Below are 15,391 nucleotides of genomic sequence, written 5' to 3' on the forward strand. Positions count from 1 at the left end.
ATGAACTTTATAAGAACGCGTATCCAAGACGTTGTTATTATCGAGCCAAAGGTGCATGGAGATAGTCGTGGCTACTTTGTAGAGACCTTTAGACAAGATAAGCTAGAGGAATTATTAGGTTACAAGATAAAATTTTGTCAAGACAATGAATCAAAGTCAAGTAAGGGAGTTTTAAGAGGACTTCACTATCAGCTTGCTCCTTTTGCACAGACAAAACTTGTTCGTGTTATACAAGGAAGAGTTTTAGATGTCGCGGTTGATATCAGAAAAGGCTCACCAACTTTTGGACAACACGTAGCTGTAGAATTAAGCGCTGAAAATAAAAGACAACTACTTATACCAAGAGGCTTTGCTCATGGCTTTGTAGTTCTTGAAGAAGATACGATATTCGCATATAAGGTAGATAGCTACTATAGTCCGGAATGTGATAGAGGTATAGCATTTGATGATAAAAATTTAAATATTGACTGGATATTAAACCATGATGAGTTAAATTTATCACAAAAAGACAAGGTTCAGCCAAAGTTATTTGATATAAAAGACAGTAAAGAGATATTTGAGTTTGGAGTAAACTACTATGCTTAATATCCTAGTAACCGGCTCAAACGGGCAGCTTGGCTCTGAGATAAGAGAGCTAGCGTCAAACTATGAGTATAAATTTTTCTTTACAGATAGAACTAATATAGACATCACAGATAAAAATGATATAATAAATTTTTGTCAGACAAACTCTATCAACGCTATCATTAACTGTGCGGCATATACAGCTGTGGACAGGGCTGAGAGCGACATAGAAAATGCTGATCTAGTAAATAGAAAAGCTGTAAAAAAGCTCTCTCTTGTCGCAAAAGAGCTTGGTATAAAGCTAGTTCATATCTCAACTGATTATGTATTTGACGGTAAAAATTACAAGCCATACATTGAGGAACATCAGACAAATCCACAGTCGATTTACGGCAAGTCAAAGCTTGATGGTGAGACTGAGATGAGAAATATAAATCCACTAAATTCTATCATTATTAGAACTTCATGGGTTTATAGCTACTATGGAAATAACTTTTTAAAAACGATGCTAAGACTTGGCAAAGAAAAAGAGAGTTTGGGTGTGATATATGACCAAGTAGGCGCTCCGACATACGCAAAAGATTTAGCAAAAGCTATACTTGACATTATCCCACAAATTAGTAACAACAAAGTGGAAATTTATAACTACTCAAACGAAGGTGTTTTATCTTGGTATGACTTTGCAAAAGAAATAATGAAGATGGCAAAACTACCTTGCAAGATAAACCCAATAGAGACATTTGAATACCCAACACCGGCAAAGAGACCGCATTTTTCATTACTAAACAAAAGTAAGATAAAGTCGAAATTTAACGTAGTGATACCATATTGGAAAGATGGCTTGGATGACTGTTTAAAAAGACTAGGGGAGAGAAGATAATGTTTAATAACTCAAATAAAACTATTTTAGTAACAGGCTGTGCTGGATTTATAGGAAGCAATTTTGTGCCGTATTTTTTAGAAAAGTATCCAAACTATAATATTGTAAATTTGGATCTTTTAACCTATGCTGGAAATTTAGAAAATTTAAAAGAGTGTGAAAACAACCAAAGATATAAATTTATAAAAGGCGATATCTGTAACCGTGAGCTTGTGGAGTTTATATTTTCTGAGTATGATATAAGGGGAGTTATCCACTTCGCGGCCGAAAGCCATGTGGACAATAGCATCAAAAACCCCGGTGTATTTGTGCAAACAAATGTAAATGGCACCTACACTCTTGTAGACGTGGCTAAAAAGCATTGGATGGATAAGCCATTTGTCTATAAAAAAGAGTACGAAGACTGCAGGTTTCATCATATAAGCACAGATGAAGTATATGGCACGCTATCAGAAGATCCAAATGATCTTTTTACTGAAAAGACGCCTTATGCTCCAAATTCACCATACTCAGCATCAAAAGCTTCAAGTGATATGATAGTAAGGGCTTATGTGGAAACTTTTGGACTAAACTGTGTTATCACAAACTGTTCAAACAACTATGGCCCAAAACAGCATGATGAAAAGCTAATCCCAACTATCATAAGAAACGCTCTAAAAGGCAATCCTATCCCAATATATGGTGATGGCAAAAACATAAGAGACTGGCTATATGTGCTTGACCACTGCAAGGGTATAGATTTGGTTTATCACAATGGCAAAAGGGGCGAGACATATAATATCGGTGGAAGAAACGAGCGAACAAATCTGCAAATCGTGGATAGAATATGCGAAATTTTAGATAAAGAAGTGCCAAAGCAAAACTTCTCATACAAAAGCCTAATAACTTTTGTAGAGGATAGAGCTGGACATGATAGACGCTATGCTATAGATGCGACTAAGATAGAAAATAAACTTGACTGGAAAGCTGATGAGAATTTTGAGACAGGTATTATAAAGACTGTTGAGTGGTATTTGAAGAAGTATGGTATATAAATCAAAATACCAAAAATTAGTGCCTAACAAATAGGCACTAAAATATTTAAGAAATTTTCTTTTGTTTTGGTCTAAATACCTTCATTACATTTTCATCTGTTTCGATAAAAGCCCCTTCGATAAGGTCTATGCAGTATGGCACAGCAGGAAATATCGGCTCAAGGCACTCTCTTATAGCTTTTGGCTGACCCGGTAAATTTATGATTAAAGATTTACCGCGAATGCCGGCAGTCTGCCTTGATAAAATTGCCGTTGGGACATATTTCAAGCTTGCCGCTCTCATTAACTCCCCAAAGCCCGGCATCATCTTCTCACATACATCTTCAGTTGCCTCAGGAGTTACATCTCGCACTGCAGGACCGGTTCCGCCTGTTGTTAAGATAAGACTACATCCAAGCTCGTCTGACATATATTTAAGGCGCTTTTTGATAAGTTCGAGCTCATCTGGTATAACCTCGTAAAAATACTCGCATTCGCTTACTATCCATTCACCAAGCACTTCTTTTATAGCTGGTCCTGATTTGTCCTCATATGTTCCGTCACTCGCCCTATCGCTAAGTGTTAAAATTCCTATTTTTACTTTCATATAATCTTCCTATTTATAAATTTTATTTAAAATTTCAGCCACCATATCTTTATCTATCGTTTCGTAGCTTAAAAGATATTCGGCTATAGCTTCAATTTGCGTATCAACACCCTTTAAAAAGCTTACCACTTCCTCTTTTGCTTGCAAAAGTATCTGCTCGACATCCATTTGATTTGGAATAAAGGAGCTCCCCATTCCGTATTCAAAGATCATTTTTTGAGCGATATCTTTTGCTAAATTTAGATCATTTTTAGAATTTGAGAACAGATCATTTTGATCAAGCTCAAGCTTGCATCTGCCTGATAAAAATACCTTGATACGAGCTAACATTTGGGATTTTGACTCTATCTCTCTTTCAACGCCTATAAAACGATCCTCTACTAAAGAAATTTTTTCAAATCCAACGTCAAACCAATACGCACTTAACACCTTTGCCGCCTGATAAACAGCTTGTATCTTTTTTTCGCTTTCGGAGTAGCTTAGGATTTTCTTTTTGCCAAGTAAAACCTTGTTTGAAACAGCTTCAAAGTCTGATATATCTATACTTGTTTTATTTTGCCTTAGCGCACTTATAGCAGCTTCATTTACCAAGGTAGAAAGAGCCGCTCCGCTAAATCCTACACTCATTTTGGCTATCTCATTTACGTCGACATTGCAGCTTTTTCCGTTAAGATATGCTTTAAGTATCGCCACCCTATCCTTAAAATCAGGCATAGAAAGAAAAATCCTCCTATCAAACCTTCCGGATCTTAAAAGCGCCTCATCTATCATCTCCATGCGGTTTGTTGCAGCTATGACTATAACGCCCGAGTTATCTTCAAAACCATCCATTTCGGTTAAAAGCTGGTTTAGCGTAGCTTCACGTTCATCGTTTCTACTGCCTCCCCTACTCTTGCCGACAGCATCTATCTCATCGATAAAGATAATAGACGGTGCATACATCTTAGCTTTTGAAAAAAGCTCTCTAACGCGTTTTGCACCCATTCCAACATAAATTTGAACAAAGCTAGCACCGTTTTGATAAAAAAACGGCACATTTGCCTCTCCTGCTACAGCTTTTGCAATTAAAGTTTTACCTACTCCAGGAGGTCCAACCATCAAAACGCCCTTTGGCATCTTTACACCAAAGCTTTTGTATTTTAGTGGATTTTTAAGAAAATCGACGATCTCGCTAAGTTCTATTTTTACCTCACTAATGCCTGCCACATCGCTAAATTTCACATTTGATATAACAGGAACGCCAAAAGAATTTACAACACTTTCGACATCATAAACAGGCTTTTTTTCCTGTTCCAACTCTTTTTTTCTAAATCTAACAAACAAAAACATTACAAAGAAAAGCACAAAAGAAACTATAAAAATAGTAAAAATTTCACTCACTGATATGTATCTTTCCTTTTGTTCTATTGGCACCTTTTTTATGAGTTCTTTTACGTCTATGCCGTCTTTTATGATTTTATATCTATTGTTTTGTGCATAGATTATTACTTCGTTATCTTCTATAACTGCTTTGTCGATAAAGTCTCCGTCAAGAAGCGCGCTATAAGCATCATATCTTATCGTTTTTGGCTCTTTTAAAAGTGCAAATCCTATAAGCAAAAGTAGCAAAATCAAAACAATGACTACTATATTTTTTTTATTAAATTTAAAATTAAATTTTTGCATAATTTAATTCCTCTTCTATCTCATAATCCTTAAGCCAAAGCCACTCTTTTGATATATCGCGTTCTGATTTGATCTTAATTTTATTATAAAACTGATCAAATCCTTCGTAAAATTCATTGTTTTTTTGTTCAACCAAAACGCCAAGTTCTACTTTATGTTGCTTTCTAAATTCTAAATTTTTCTGCCTTGTTATCTCTTTTAGTGTATTTAACCTAGCTTTAGCTATATCGCCACTAACGTCTATCTTCATAGTTGCCGAATGTGTGTTAAAACGCGGTGAATAAACAAATGCATGTAGATGAGTAAGCGGAAATTTCTTGAAATTTTCAAGCCCTTCATCCCATATCTCTTCACTCTCGCCGGGATGTCCGACTATATAATCCGTCCCAAGTGCAAATCCAAGCTCGCTAAGCTCATAGAATAATTCCAAGTCACGCAAGGCTTCATTTCTTCTGCGCATGATACGAAGCATTCTTTCGCTTGTATGTTGAAGTGCAATATGAAGATGTTTTTCTAGCCACGGCTCGTTTAAAATTTCTCTAAAACTATCATCTATCTGGCTTGGCTCAATACTACCAAGCCTGATGCGCTTAATGCCTGAAATTTTACCCAAATTTGCAAGAAGAGCGCCAAGCGAACTGCCTGTATCTTTGCCATAACTGCCTATATTTGTCCCTGTCAAAACAAGCTCGTTATAGCCGTTTTGAGATAAAATTTTAGCCTCGTTTAAGATATTTTGCTCATCCATACTACGTGCTTTACCGCGCACGCTAGGGATTATGCAATAACTACAAGAAAAGTTACAACCTTCTTGAATTTTTATAAAAGCTTTTGTGTGATTTTCATAATTTGTAACGATATCTCTGTCTATGGACTTTAAATTTCCAAGCTCAAAAAATCTACCTTGCGAATTTAAAAGCGTGTTGATATTTGCTTTTTCACTAGCTCCTATCACGCCAAAAATTCCATTCTTATCAAACAGCTCTTTGCCTTTACTAACAGCTCCGCAACCCGTTAAAACAACCTTAGCACCACGTCTTTTTACATTATTTATATAAGCTCTTACGCCACTATCTGCGCTATTTGTTACAGTGCATGAGTTTATGATGACGATATCTGCGCTATCTTCGTCGTTTGTTATCTCATAGTCTTTGATGTATCTTTTCATAAGCTCAGTGTCGTAGATATTTGTGCGACAACCGAATGTTTTAAAAAACACCTTTTGCATTATATCCAGCTACTTTCATTTTCAAGCTCGCTATGTGGGCTTGGGTCTTGTTTTTTGCTTAGATACATGGTTTGCGTAGGGTAAGCTATCTTTATATCATCCTCCTTGTTAAATGCGTCTATGATCTCGGCACTTATCGTGCTTCTAAGAGCAAGTGCCGCGTATGAATTTGTCATATACCAACTTGAGATATTTACTCCATAAGGCTCAAAAAAAGTAAAAACTTTCGGCTCTACGTTTGGATTTTTTATACTGTATTGACTGCGTAATTTTGTCATTTGGCGCTTTGCGATATCGGTATATCCTTTTGAGTATTTTCTAACTATACTTTTTGCTATATAGACAGCTTTTTTATGGTTACTATCAAAGCTAAGCACGATATCTATGCCATCCCAAACAGTCTTCATGCCGTAGTGAGAGTAGTTTGCGATAAGATCGGTAAATATATAATTATTTGGTATAAAGACGATTCGTCCTGCACGACGATTTACTTTATATGTCGTATATGTTACATCCTCAAAAACAGTCATCCTAAGAAGAGAGATGTCGATAATATCACCAGTAAACTCAGAACCGTTATGTAGCACTCTTATCCTATCTCCAACATGTATCGAGCCACCAAACATTATCACCATCCAGCCAAGCATACTCATAAACATATCTTTCATAGCAATAGCAATACCAGCTGACGCAAAACCAAGCACAGTAACGATATAAGTTACGTTTTCTATATATGCAAACAAAAGTATAAGTATAATAAGCGTAACGTTTAAAAAGTTTAGAAATTTATTTACCGTATAAAAGCGCTCATTATCAGTTATCGTTCTTTTGGCTATAAATTTAGCCAAGAACGAAAGTATGATCGTTGCTATCAACCAAATCGTGATATTTAACATGCTAAAAAATTGTGCTTTTATATCATTTGTAGCTATACTTATCGCCTCGTCGGCTCTTTTGCCATATACACTAAATGTCGTTTGTGCGATCTGTTTTGCTGCGCTTAGTTCTGAAATTTCTTGTCTTGTTGAGTAGAGTAAATTTCTATTCTCCTCGCTATTATCAAGATCAAGCATAGCAACTAAAAGTTTTTCTTTCTCATCAAGCCTAGATAAAACCATGTCAAGTTCAAGTATATGACGAGAATATTCGTCTTTATTTGTTTTTACTTTTTTAATATAAGAAAACCCTGAGATAAGAGCGATCGGGTTTATGATACGTGGTGGATTTTCTACTTCAGGTGCGGCAAGCATGGCTGAAAATGGTGTCTTCTCATACTCTTTTAGTAAATTTACCTGCTCTTTTAAGGTCTCTATCCTCTTTGCAGTATCGCTAGTCTTACGAGAATTTTTATCCATTTTTTTTATGGCAGCTTCGCCCTCTTCCAACTCAGAAAGCAATTTTTGGTATGTGTTGTAGTTTGCGTATCTAGTTATCCACGCATTACCTTTTAGCAAGCTATCTATGGCGTCTATTTGTTTTTGCACTTCAGTGATCTTAAGTGAAATTTCAGAGTCTTGAACGGATATAGTGGAGTTATCTTCCGCACAAGCAAAAACAAAAATAGAAAATAAAACAACTAAAAATTTCATTTAAATTCTCTTAAAACTTTTAAAACATCACTTTTTGATATGTTATCTTTTATAACCGCATTTCCAATGCCGTCTGCAAGGATAAATTTTATCTTGCTATTTTCACTCTTTTTATCAAGGAAAAATGCGTCGTAAAATAGTTCTTCGTCATTTATCTTATAGCTTGTCGGCAAGTCAAATTTTAACAAGAGCCTCTTAACTCTTTCAACCTCTTCTTTACTCATTAAACCCAAGTGCAAAGCAAGAGCATTTGCCATGTTTACACCGATGGCAACAGCTTCTCCGTGAAGATAGGTTTTATAGTTTGTTTGGTTTTCTATTACATGGGCAAATGTATGGCCATAGTTTAAAACAGCCCTTACACTTTTTTCTTTCTCGTCGTCCATAACAACATTTGCTTTTATGCCAACTGCTTTATATATTAAATTTGCTAAATTTTTTTCATCGTTTAAGTCAGCATTTTCGAGCCACTCAAACATCTCTTTGTCAAATGTTACGGCCATCTTGATAGCCTCAGCTACGCCTGCACTAAACTCGCGCTTGGCTAATGTTTGTAAAAATTTACTTTCACAGTAAACCGCTTCTGGCTGATAAAAAGAGCCGATCAAATTCTTTCCAAATTTATTATTTACTCCGGTTTTTCCGCCTACACTTGCATCAACCTGAGATAAAAGAGTGGTTGGGATGTTTATAAATTTTATCCCTCTTTGATAAATACTAGCCACAAAACCCACCATGTCGCTTATTACGCCACCACCAAAAGCTATTAGCGTGCTACTTCTATCAAGACGGCTTGTAAACAATTGCTCTAAGATGCTCTCAACCGTAGTTAAATTTTTATACTCTTCGCCGTCAGGAACAGTAACTATAAAATAATCATCGCACTTTAAGACATCAAGAAGTCTTTTAAGATGAAGTCCCGCGACTTTTGGATTAGTTACGATCGCAACTTTTCCTTTTAGCTCTATGCGCTCAAGCTCATTTATATAAACCTTATAGTCATGCTCTTTTTGTTTTAATCTTAAATCTATTTGCATATTTACTCCGTATTTATGGATATTTTAGCCAAATTCTTTCAAATTTAAGTAAATTTTACACACTTGTAGGCACAAAAAGCTGCGCATTGTTACTTAATTTTTTATAAAGTCTATTCATGTCTCTTGACATAAAGGCAAAAGGGCTTGAGGTAACGATATTTTCGTTAAACACCACAAAATGCAACAGATCTTTGCTTTTTTTTAAAGCTATGATAGGATTTTTGTCTTTGCTACTCTCTATGGTTATACGTCTTGAAAATAGGTTGCTTATACTTTCAAAATGCTCTGTCAAAGCGTCTTTATCGCTATTTTGGCTATCAAAATGATAAAATTTCATATCAAGACTAAGCTGCGCGCAACAGTCCATTATGACGGCGGATTGATTTTCGATCTCTTGACTCTCTTCTCCAAGTATAACACCCTCTTTTACCTGTTTTAAGTCTAGCTTGCCCGTCTTTAAAACAGGTAGTTTTAGCGAGTAGAAAAATTTTTGAAATTTAAAGAAATACTCATCATCGCTAACGATCATACCGACATCTAATTTAAAAATTTCTTGTTTTATATAAGCTAGATCCTGTGAGAAATAATCCAACAAAACGCTTATTTTTTTATCTTTTATGCTTTTTAGCATATCTAAATTTTTGCCCAAAGTCGGATTTAAAACCTTAAGTATCAAGCGCTTATTATTTAGCTTAGAATTTAAGAACAAGCTATCTTCTATAAGCTTTGCAACTCGCTCTTTACTCATTTCATGCATGTCTATTATCGTATAGATATTGCTTCCAAAAGGGCTTGGAAACTGTCCCGGCTCACGTTTTATAGAGCGATAAACATTTTGCAAAACGTTAGGATCGCCAACTATTAAAAGCGTATCGTTTGGCTGTATCATCACGCTAGGCTTTGGAAGTATTATCTCGCCCATACGATAAACAAGCGAAATTCTCCACCTTTTTTGCTGAATGGCATTTATATGCCTATACATATATGCACTGCCGATAGGCACTTTTACTTCCATTATCTCGCCCTCGCCAAGACCAATGTTGTCAGCCAAAACAGGAACATCAGGCATACAGTCCATCAAGCGAGAAGAGACGATCTCCCTTACATCTTCAAATTCCAAATGCTTATCCGAGCTTATGCGCTCTTTTTCCTCTTTTGTAAGCTCCCATATATTCATAAAAACAAGCTCTGTCCTAGTACTTATTTTTCTTAAATTTTCATAAGCAGCAAATGCATCGGCTTTGTTTTGCATGACTATTAGAAACTGACTAAAATAGCCATCGGCAACACCTTTTAGCTTAGAAAAGCTTGTCGGATCAAAATAATAAAAACTAAAATTTTCAAGATTCATATCATCTGATATGATCCCGTTTTTTTCGATAACGATCGTATAGTGATGAGATACGGACTTTGCTTTTAAAAGTCTTTTAATAAAATTTTCAGCAAGTATTCCGTCTGCTATTATTAAAATTTTTTTCATAAATACTCCCATTAAAGGCGGCATTATAGCAAAACGGACTTAATCTATTACAATTTCAGACAAAAGCGTATCGATCGCTATATTTACGGTTTTGTTTATAGTTTCAAATACTGTTTTTGAGCTAGGATCCGGACAAAAAAGTTCTTTGTTTATTATCCCTGACTTTATCGATCTTGAGGCGTTAAACAGTTCATAGGCCATCGTTACTTCAGCCTTATCGCCTCTTATTTGAAGTGAGATTAAATTTACCTTTAGCCTGCTGTCATTTGTGCCTGGTGCAAAAACAGGAGATAGACCGCAGTTTGAGTAAACCCCTTTCACAAGCGCTTTGTATATCATCTCACTTGGCATAGCTACAAATTTTGCATCGTCTAAGTATCTTATCTTATTATTTTCGGCAACGATTAAAATTCTCCTACTATCTACTAGATCAAGCGCACTTACGCTATCTATGTAGATATTTTTAGAAGCATTTTTAACTGCCCTGCACTCCTTGTTTGAGTAGTAAATTTCATACATATCCGGTTGCGCAACCGTTGTTTTTATCGAACAACCGCTTAAGATTATCAAAGATACAAGGGCTAATGTAAATTTTCTCATTTCACTCTCCATTTTGTTTTTTATTTTCTACATCTTTAAAGAAAAATTCATAAGGGTTATCTTCCAAACGATAAAGCGCACCTCTAAATTCTCTTAATGTTTTTTGAAAATCACTTAGAAATTTAGTCGCCTCAAGCATGGTTGGGCTTAGCGCATTTTTAAGGTCATACTCGCCGTCTTGTAGCTTTTGTCTTAACAGCTGTTGCAAAGAGGAAAATTCTTTCGCATTTTTGTCAGCAGAAACCACAAAAGAATTTGAACTGTCAACAAGCCCGTTTAAATTTGACACAAGTTCTTTTATCTGTGCTTTTTCAAAATCGGATGTTATGTTTTTTAAATTTTCCACCATAGCTTTTGCATTCGCCATGCTCTCTTTATCATTTAGCTCTTTAGTGAACGCATCGATATTTTCAAGAATCGACTGTAAGTGGGCCATATTTTTATCAGAGAAGAAATTATCAAGCTTATCAAGGCTTTGACTTAGCTTTTCTGTGATATTTTGAGCGTTATTTCCAAGCTTTGAAAACAAACTAGCCTCAAGTTCTAAAACCAAACGTTCATCCTTTTTAAAGTCTTGTGTTCCACGACTTATGTTTATCGTTGCAACTCCACTTATAGGATGAAGCTCGATACTTGCCACACTGTCTTTTTTAATAGGTAGATCATCTCTAATCTTTAGTGTTATTTCGATTAAAGCACTGCTATCTTTTACAAAGTCGATCCTACTAACACTTCCTGCGGGAACTCCTATAAATTTAACCAAAGAGTCAGCCTTAACACCGCTTGGAAGCTCGTTTGTCCTTATATAGTAATTAACATAATCAAGCTTCGTATCGTTATTTGTCATCCACCAGATAAATACGGCAAGTGCGCTAAGGCAGGTTATAAAAAACATACCAACTATGGTATAGGAATTTCTATTTTCCATTATTTTTTCCTTGATTTAAACAACTCTTCAAGAGGGTTTCGATCGGCTTTTTCAAGCTCACTTAGCGTTCCCTCAAAGGCGATTTTTTTATTTTCTATTATCAAAAAACGATCAAGTATATCAAAGATACTGTCTGCATCGTGAGTAACCATAACAACCGTAAGCCCAAGCGAATCCCTCAAATCCCTTACAAGAGAGTCCATTTGACGTGAACTAACGGGATCAAGTCCGCTATTTGGCTCATCTAAAAATAAAACTTTAGGGCTAAGCACAAGAGCTCGCGCAAGTGCAGCACGTTTTTTCATACCACCGCTAAGCTCACTTGGATATAATGAAGCCACCTCTTTTTTAAGGCCTACCTTTTGTATCCAAAACATCGCGATCTCATCTATCTGTCGCTTGCTAAATTTAGAGTATTCAACCAGCATAACACCGACATTATCAAGTATCGTCATAGAGCTATAAAGCGCACCAAACTGAAACATCGTCCCGCTTTGAAGCTTTATCTTAGCTTGTGTTGCGATATCACTTTTCCACATATTTACGCCATCAAAGTAGATATCGCCCAAATTTGGCTCTTTTAAATATATCATCGTCTTCATAAGTGTTGTTTTGCCGCTACCGCTACCACCCAAAAAGCCGTAAATTTCAGCCTCCTTGATACTCCAACTGACATTATCGTGCATTATACGTTCGCCGTAACTTGTCGTGATATTTTCACCCCTAATAATATCTCTCATATCTCTAACCACATAAAAATTATCGCAAAAAACGCATCAAGCGCTATAACCCAAAATATCGCATTTACAACACTTATCGTAGTCATCTCACCAAGACTTTGAGCGCTTTGACTTACTCCAAACCCTCTCATGCAGCCAATTATCGCTATGACTGCACCAAAAAACGGTGCTTTTATCATACCAACCACAAAATGTCGAATTTCGATCATGTCTTTAAACCTAGCAAGATAGTCATTAAAGCTTATATCTAGCAAATTTTCACAAACTAGCATCTGCCCAAATATACTAACCGCATCAGTGATAAAAATTATCACAGGCAGACACAAAACCATAGCTATAATACGAGGAAGAACTAGAAAATTAAACGGTTTAAAGCCCATCGTTTTCATCGCATCTATCTCTTCGGTTAGCTTCATAACACCTATTTGAGCAGTAAAGCTTGATGCCGATCTACCTGCAACTACGATAGCTGCAATAAGCGGAGCGACCTCACGAAGAGTCAAAATTCCCATTATCTCAACTATAAATATGCTTGCTCCAAAATTTGCAAGCATGGAACTTCCAAGATAAGCAAGTACTACGCCTATCAAAAATGCGGTCAAAGATACGATAAACACGGCATTTACACCGGCGTCTTTTATGTAGTTACTAAATTCCTTAAACCTAAGCTGAGTGGGATTAATTAAAATTTTAAGAGTTTTGATGATAAATTCACCCAAAAATGCAGAAAATTCCAATAAATTTAAAATTCCGTCGCAAATTTTCTCACCTAAACGAGCGAAGAAATTTAGCTTGTTTTGAGCAGGGAAATAACTTGTGTCGATATTTTTATCATCGACTAATTTTAACATGGCTTTGATTTTTGGATTATTAACTTTTATATCGTATTTTTTGTTTTTAATGCTATTCTTAAGTAGGATCAAAACGGAGTAATCTATCTTTTCAAGCTCCGTCATATCTATCTCGATATCGCCGTTAAATTTTGATAATGTTAAAAAAATAGGTCGTAAAATTTTCGCATCTTTATAGCTCACATCTTCTTTAAAAATAAGCTTAGCCAAGCTCTGGTTTTTTATAAAAACGATACTTTGTGAGTTTGACAAAAATTTTCCTTAAAAATGCGATAATTAGGTTTTAAATTTTACTTTAAAACCTATAAAAGCAAGATAAAATTTCAAAATAAACATTTTTTTGCTAAAATCGCGGTTTAAGAAAAGGAAAACAAATGGAATTTAAAGTAACAAAAACCGATGGCAACGCAAGAACCGGTATATTAAAAACAGCTCACTCAGAGATCGCTACACCCGTTTTCATGCCTGTTGGCACGGTTGGCGCTGTAAAGAGCTTAGACGCTACCGATATGAAAGAAATACTAGACGCTAAAATCATACTCGCAAACACCTACCACATGTATCTTCGCCCTGGAAGCAAGATAGTAAAAGAGTTTGGCGGACTTCATGGATTTTCTAAATTTGACCGCTCGTTTTTAACCGATAGCGGTGGATTTCAAGCTTTCTCACTTCGTTCAAACACCAAAAATGACGATGGCGGTATAAAATTTAAGAGCCACATCGATGGCTCAACTCACTACTTCACACCAAAAAGCGTGCTTGATACACAGTATGACTTGGGAAGTGATATTATGATGATACTTGATGACCTTGTGGCACTTCCAGCTGAAAAAAAACGCGTAGAGCTAAGCCTAAAACGCACGATTAAATGGGCTGATGAGGCTATAAAATATCATAAATTTAAACAAAATGAGGGCGTGGGCCTTAAGCAAAATATCTTTGGTATCATCCAAGGTGGCACGGACTATGAGGCACGTAAATTTTGTGCACAGTCGCTTTGCGAGATGGACTTTGACGGTCTTGCTATCGGCGGGCTTAGTGTTGGCGAAAGCAACCAAGAGATGTATGACACGGTTGAGGGAGTGATACCATTTACCGACCCGGCGCGTCCGCGCTATCTCATGGGCGTAGGCACACCTGAAGACTTGGTAGAAAACGTAGAACGCGGAGTGGATATGTTTGACTGTGTTATGCCTACACGTAACGCAAGAAATGGCACGCTTTTTACAAGCTTTGGCAAGATAAATGTGAAATCGGCCAAATTTATAAATGATCATGCGCCGATAGATCCAGAGTGTGACTGCTATACCTGTCGTAACTACTCGCGCGGGTATTTAAACCACCTGTTTAAGGCACGTGAGCTTACATTTTTCCGTCTTGCAAGCCTACATAACCTGCACTATTATCTAAATTTAATGAAACAAATTCGCGAGGCGATAGCAAAGGGTGAGTTTGCTAAATTTAAAATCAACTTTTACGCAAAAAGAAGAGTAAATGACTGATATAGTTCATAGTATATCGGGGTATTTTTACACCGATATGTATGAGTATTTATACCTTGTAACGGACGATAGTGTTAAAAGCTATAAATTCATCTTTAAAGAGGGTAAAATTTATACAGATGACGGCATAACACAGATAAACGCCAACGACTTTATCGCCGTCATTAAGAAGATAACAAGCGAGTTTAGAAATAAAATTTTAGAACACTCAGCCCAGCTTGAAAGTTATGAAAAAATTTATACAAACCATAGGTATTTTTCAAATTTTATAAAAAAACACCCTGTTTTAAAGTATGAAATTCATAAATTTCAAAACAAAATTTCACACTTTTACGAAGCACTTGCCATATGTCAAAACGAACAGCCTGCATTAAAAAAACTACTGCAAAACTATACATATGAAGCAAATATCTTTAAAAATGTAGTAAATGAAAATGCCGTAAAAGCCGAAGAGATATTTAACTATATACAAAATATAAGAAGCGAGAAGATAAACCGCAACATCTCTATACGTTAACTCTGCTTTCATTGCTATTTTTGCCGTTAAATTTTATCACAAGTTTTTTTGGAATGAATACAAACGGAATGTTTTTAAGCCAGACGGAAAATGGGACCTTTGTGCTAAGCATAGCGATGCTTGTCATTGTTATGATTTTGATTTTTGTATTTTGGTTTAAAAGTAAAAAAGAGTAGAAACAAAGCCTTGA

16 protein-coding genes are annotated in these 15,391 nt (G+C 35.9%); 6 read left to right on the top strand and 10 right to left on the bottom strand.

The features are described from left to right. Genes rfbC through rfbB form a run of 3 tightly spaced genes read left to right on the top strand, consistent with a single transcriptional unit; the run spans position 1 to position 2,478 of the window. Positions 1–585 carry a dTDP-4-dehydrorhamnose 3,5-epimerase gene (gene rfbC / locus CCAL9328_RS04840; RefSeq protein ID WP_170000149.1) on the top strand — a complete coding sequence of 195 codons (585 nt, stop codon included), beginning with the start codon at positions 1–3 and terminating at the stop codon, positions 583–585. Next, positions 578–1,444, top strand: coding sequence for a dTDP-4-dehydrorhamnose reductase (gene rfbD, locus CCAL9328_RS04845; RefSeq protein WP_170000150.1), 867 nt, complete (start codon positions 578–580; stop codon positions 1,442–1,444). Before rfbC ends, rfbD begins: the two co-directional genes overlap by 8 nt. Beyond that, positions 1,444–2,478, top strand: a complete 1,035-nt coding sequence (gene rfbB, locus CCAL9328_RS04850) for a dTDP-glucose 4,6-dehydratase (RefSeq protein ID WP_170000151.1) — start codon at positions 1,444–1,446, stop codon at positions 2,476–2,478. The genes rfbD and rfbB overlap by 1 nt, the downstream gene beginning before the upstream one ends. A 46-nt stretch (positions 2,479–2,524) precedes the next feature. Here the strand turns inward: rfbB and mog are convergent, their stop codons facing one another. The 10 genes from mog to CCAL9328_RS04900 are packed head-to-tail and all read right to left on the bottom strand — an operon-like array spanning position 2,525 to position 13,434. Then, positions 2,525–3,064: a molybdopterin adenylyltransferase gene (mog, locus tag CCAL9328_RS04855; RefSeq protein WP_170000152.1), complete on the bottom strand. Its 540-nt coding sequence runs from the start codon at positions 3,062–3,064 to the stop codon at positions 2,525–2,527. A 9-nt stretch (positions 3,065–3,073) separates the two neighbouring features. Beyond that, the gene (locus CCAL9328_RS04860; protein ID WP_170000153.1) at positions 3,074–4,729 is read right to left on the bottom strand and encodes an AAA family ATPase; all 1,656 of its coding nucleotides are present in this window, start codon (positions 4,727–4,729) and stop codon (positions 3,074–3,076) included. Further along, positions 4,716–5,960, bottom strand: coding sequence for a tRNA (N(6)-L-threonylcarbamoyladenosine(37)-C(2))-methylthiotransferase MtaB (mtaB, locus tag CCAL9328_RS04865; RefSeq protein ID WP_349304194.1), 1,245 nt, complete (start codon positions 5,958–5,960; stop codon positions 4,716–4,718). Before mtaB ends, CCAL9328_RS04860 begins: the two co-directional genes overlap by 14 nt. After that, positions 5,957–7,546, bottom strand: a complete 1,590-nt coding sequence (locus CCAL9328_RS04870) for a mechanosensitive ion channel domain-containing protein (RefSeq protein WP_170000155.1) — start codon at positions 7,544–7,546, stop codon at positions 5,957–5,959. Before CCAL9328_RS04870 ends, mtaB begins: the two co-directional genes overlap by 4 nt. Further along, complete coding sequence (gene aroB, locus CCAL9328_RS04875; protein WP_170000156.1) at positions 7,543–8,583, bottom strand: 3-dehydroquinate synthase; 1,041 nt, start codon at positions 8,581–8,583, stop codon at positions 7,543–7,545. The genes CCAL9328_RS04870 and aroB overlap by 4 nt, the downstream gene beginning before the upstream one ends. 55 nt (positions 8,584–8,638) lie before the next feature. Further along, a complete protein-coding gene (locus tag CCAL9328_RS04880) occupies positions 8,639–10,063 on the bottom strand; it encodes a COG3400 family protein (protein WP_169938472.1) in 1,425 nt (474 codons plus the stop codon). 39 nt (positions 10,064–10,102) lie between these two features. Then, positions 10,103–10,663, bottom strand: coding sequence for a lipoprotein (locus tag CCAL9328_RS04885; protein ID WP_170000157.1), 561 nt, complete (start codon positions 10,661–10,663; stop codon positions 10,103–10,105). Between the two features lies 1 nt (position 10,664). Then, positions 10,665–11,591, bottom strand: a complete 927-nt coding sequence (locus tag CCAL9328_RS04890) for an MlaD family protein (protein WP_170000158.1) — start codon at positions 11,589–11,591, stop codon at positions 10,665–10,667. Then, on the bottom strand, positions 11,591–12,331 hold the full coding sequence (locus CCAL9328_RS04895) for an ABC transporter ATP-binding protein (RefSeq protein ID WP_169938478.1): 741 nt from the start codon (positions 12,329–12,331) through the stop codon (positions 11,591–11,593). Before CCAL9328_RS04895 ends, CCAL9328_RS04890 begins: the two co-directional genes overlap by 1 nt. Next, positions 12,328–13,434 (bottom strand): MlaE family ABC transporter permease, encoded by a 1,107-nt coding sequence (locus CCAL9328_RS04900; protein ID WP_249318024.1) that lies wholly within the window; start codon positions 13,432–13,434, stop codon positions 12,328–12,330. Before CCAL9328_RS04900 ends, CCAL9328_RS04895 begins: the two co-directional genes overlap by 4 nt. 122 nt (positions 13,435–13,556) lie before the next feature. Here CCAL9328_RS04900 and tgt point away from each other — a divergent pair, with 122 nt between their 5' ends. Genes tgt through CCAL9328_RS11005 form a run of 3 tightly spaced genes read left to right on the top strand, consistent with a single transcriptional unit; the run spans position 13,557 to position 15,377 of the window. Next, a complete protein-coding gene (gene tgt, locus CCAL9328_RS04905) occupies positions 13,557–14,684 on the top strand; it encodes a tRNA guanosine(34) transglycosylase Tgt (protein ID WP_170000159.1) in 1,128 nt (375 codons plus the stop codon). Continuing rightward, entirely contained in the window at positions 14,677–15,201 is a 525-nt protein-coding gene (locus CCAL9328_RS04910; protein WP_249318030.1) for a magnesium transporter CorA family protein, read from the top strand. The genes tgt and CCAL9328_RS04910 overlap by 8 nt, the downstream gene beginning before the upstream one ends. Positions 15,202–15,221: 20 nt before the next feature. Continuing rightward, complete coding sequence (locus CCAL9328_RS11005; protein WP_249318033.1) at positions 15,222–15,377, top strand: CorA family divalent cation transporter; 156 nt, start codon at positions 15,222–15,224, stop codon at positions 15,375–15,377. Positions 15,378–15,391 lie beyond the last annotated feature (14 nt).

The organism is Campylobacter sp. RM9328, from assembly GCF_012978615.1.

Bases quoted from the DNA above. Each gene is read 5' to 3' on its own strand.
- mog (WP_170000152.1), bottom strand. From the start codon at position 3,064: ATGAAAGTAAAAATAGGAATTTTAACACTTAGCGATAGGGCGAGTGAC.
- CCAL9328_RS04895 (WP_169938478.1), bottom strand. From the start codon at position 12,331: ATGAGAGATATTATTAGGGGTGAAAATATCACGACAAGTTACGGCGAA.
- rfbC (WP_170000149.1), top strand. From the start codon at position 1: ATGAACTTTATAAGAACGCGTATCCAAGACGTTGTTATTATCGAGCCA.
- CCAL9328_RS04880 (WP_169938472.1), bottom strand. From the start codon at position 10,063: ATGAAAAAAATTTTAATAATAGCAGACGGAATACTTGCTGAAAATTTT.
- CCAL9328_RS04890 (WP_170000158.1), bottom strand. From the start codon at position 11,591: ATGGAAAATAGAAATTCCTATACCATAGTTGGTATGTTTTTTATAACC.
- aroB (WP_170000156.1), bottom strand. From the start codon at position 8,583: ATGCAAATAGATTTAAGATTAAAACAAAAAGAGCATGACTATAAGGTT.
- rfbD (WP_170000150.1), top strand. From the start codon at position 578: ATGCTTAATATCCTAGTAACCGGCTCAAACGGGCAGCTTGGCTCTGAG.
- rfbB (WP_170000151.1), top strand. From the start codon at position 1,444: ATGTTTAATAACTCAAATAAAACTATTTTAGTAACAGGCTGTGCTGGA.
- CCAL9328_RS04860 (WP_170000153.1), bottom strand. From the start codon at position 4,729: ATGCAAAAATTTAATTTTAAATTTAATAAAAAAAATATAGTAGTCATT.
- CCAL9328_RS04910 (WP_249318030.1), top strand. From the start codon at position 14,677: ATGACTGATATAGTTCATAGTATATCGGGGTATTTTTACACCGATATG.
- CCAL9328_RS04870 (WP_170000155.1), bottom strand. From the start codon at position 7,546: ATGAAATTTTTAGTTGTTTTATTTTCTATTTTTGTTTTTGCTTGTGCG.
- CCAL9328_RS04885 (WP_170000157.1), bottom strand. From the start codon at position 10,663: ATGAGAAAATTTACATTAGCCCTTGTATCTTTGATAATCTTAAGCGGT.
- tgt (WP_170000159.1), top strand. From the start codon at position 13,557: ATGGAATTTAAAGTAACAAAAACCGATGGCAACGCAAGAACCGGTATA.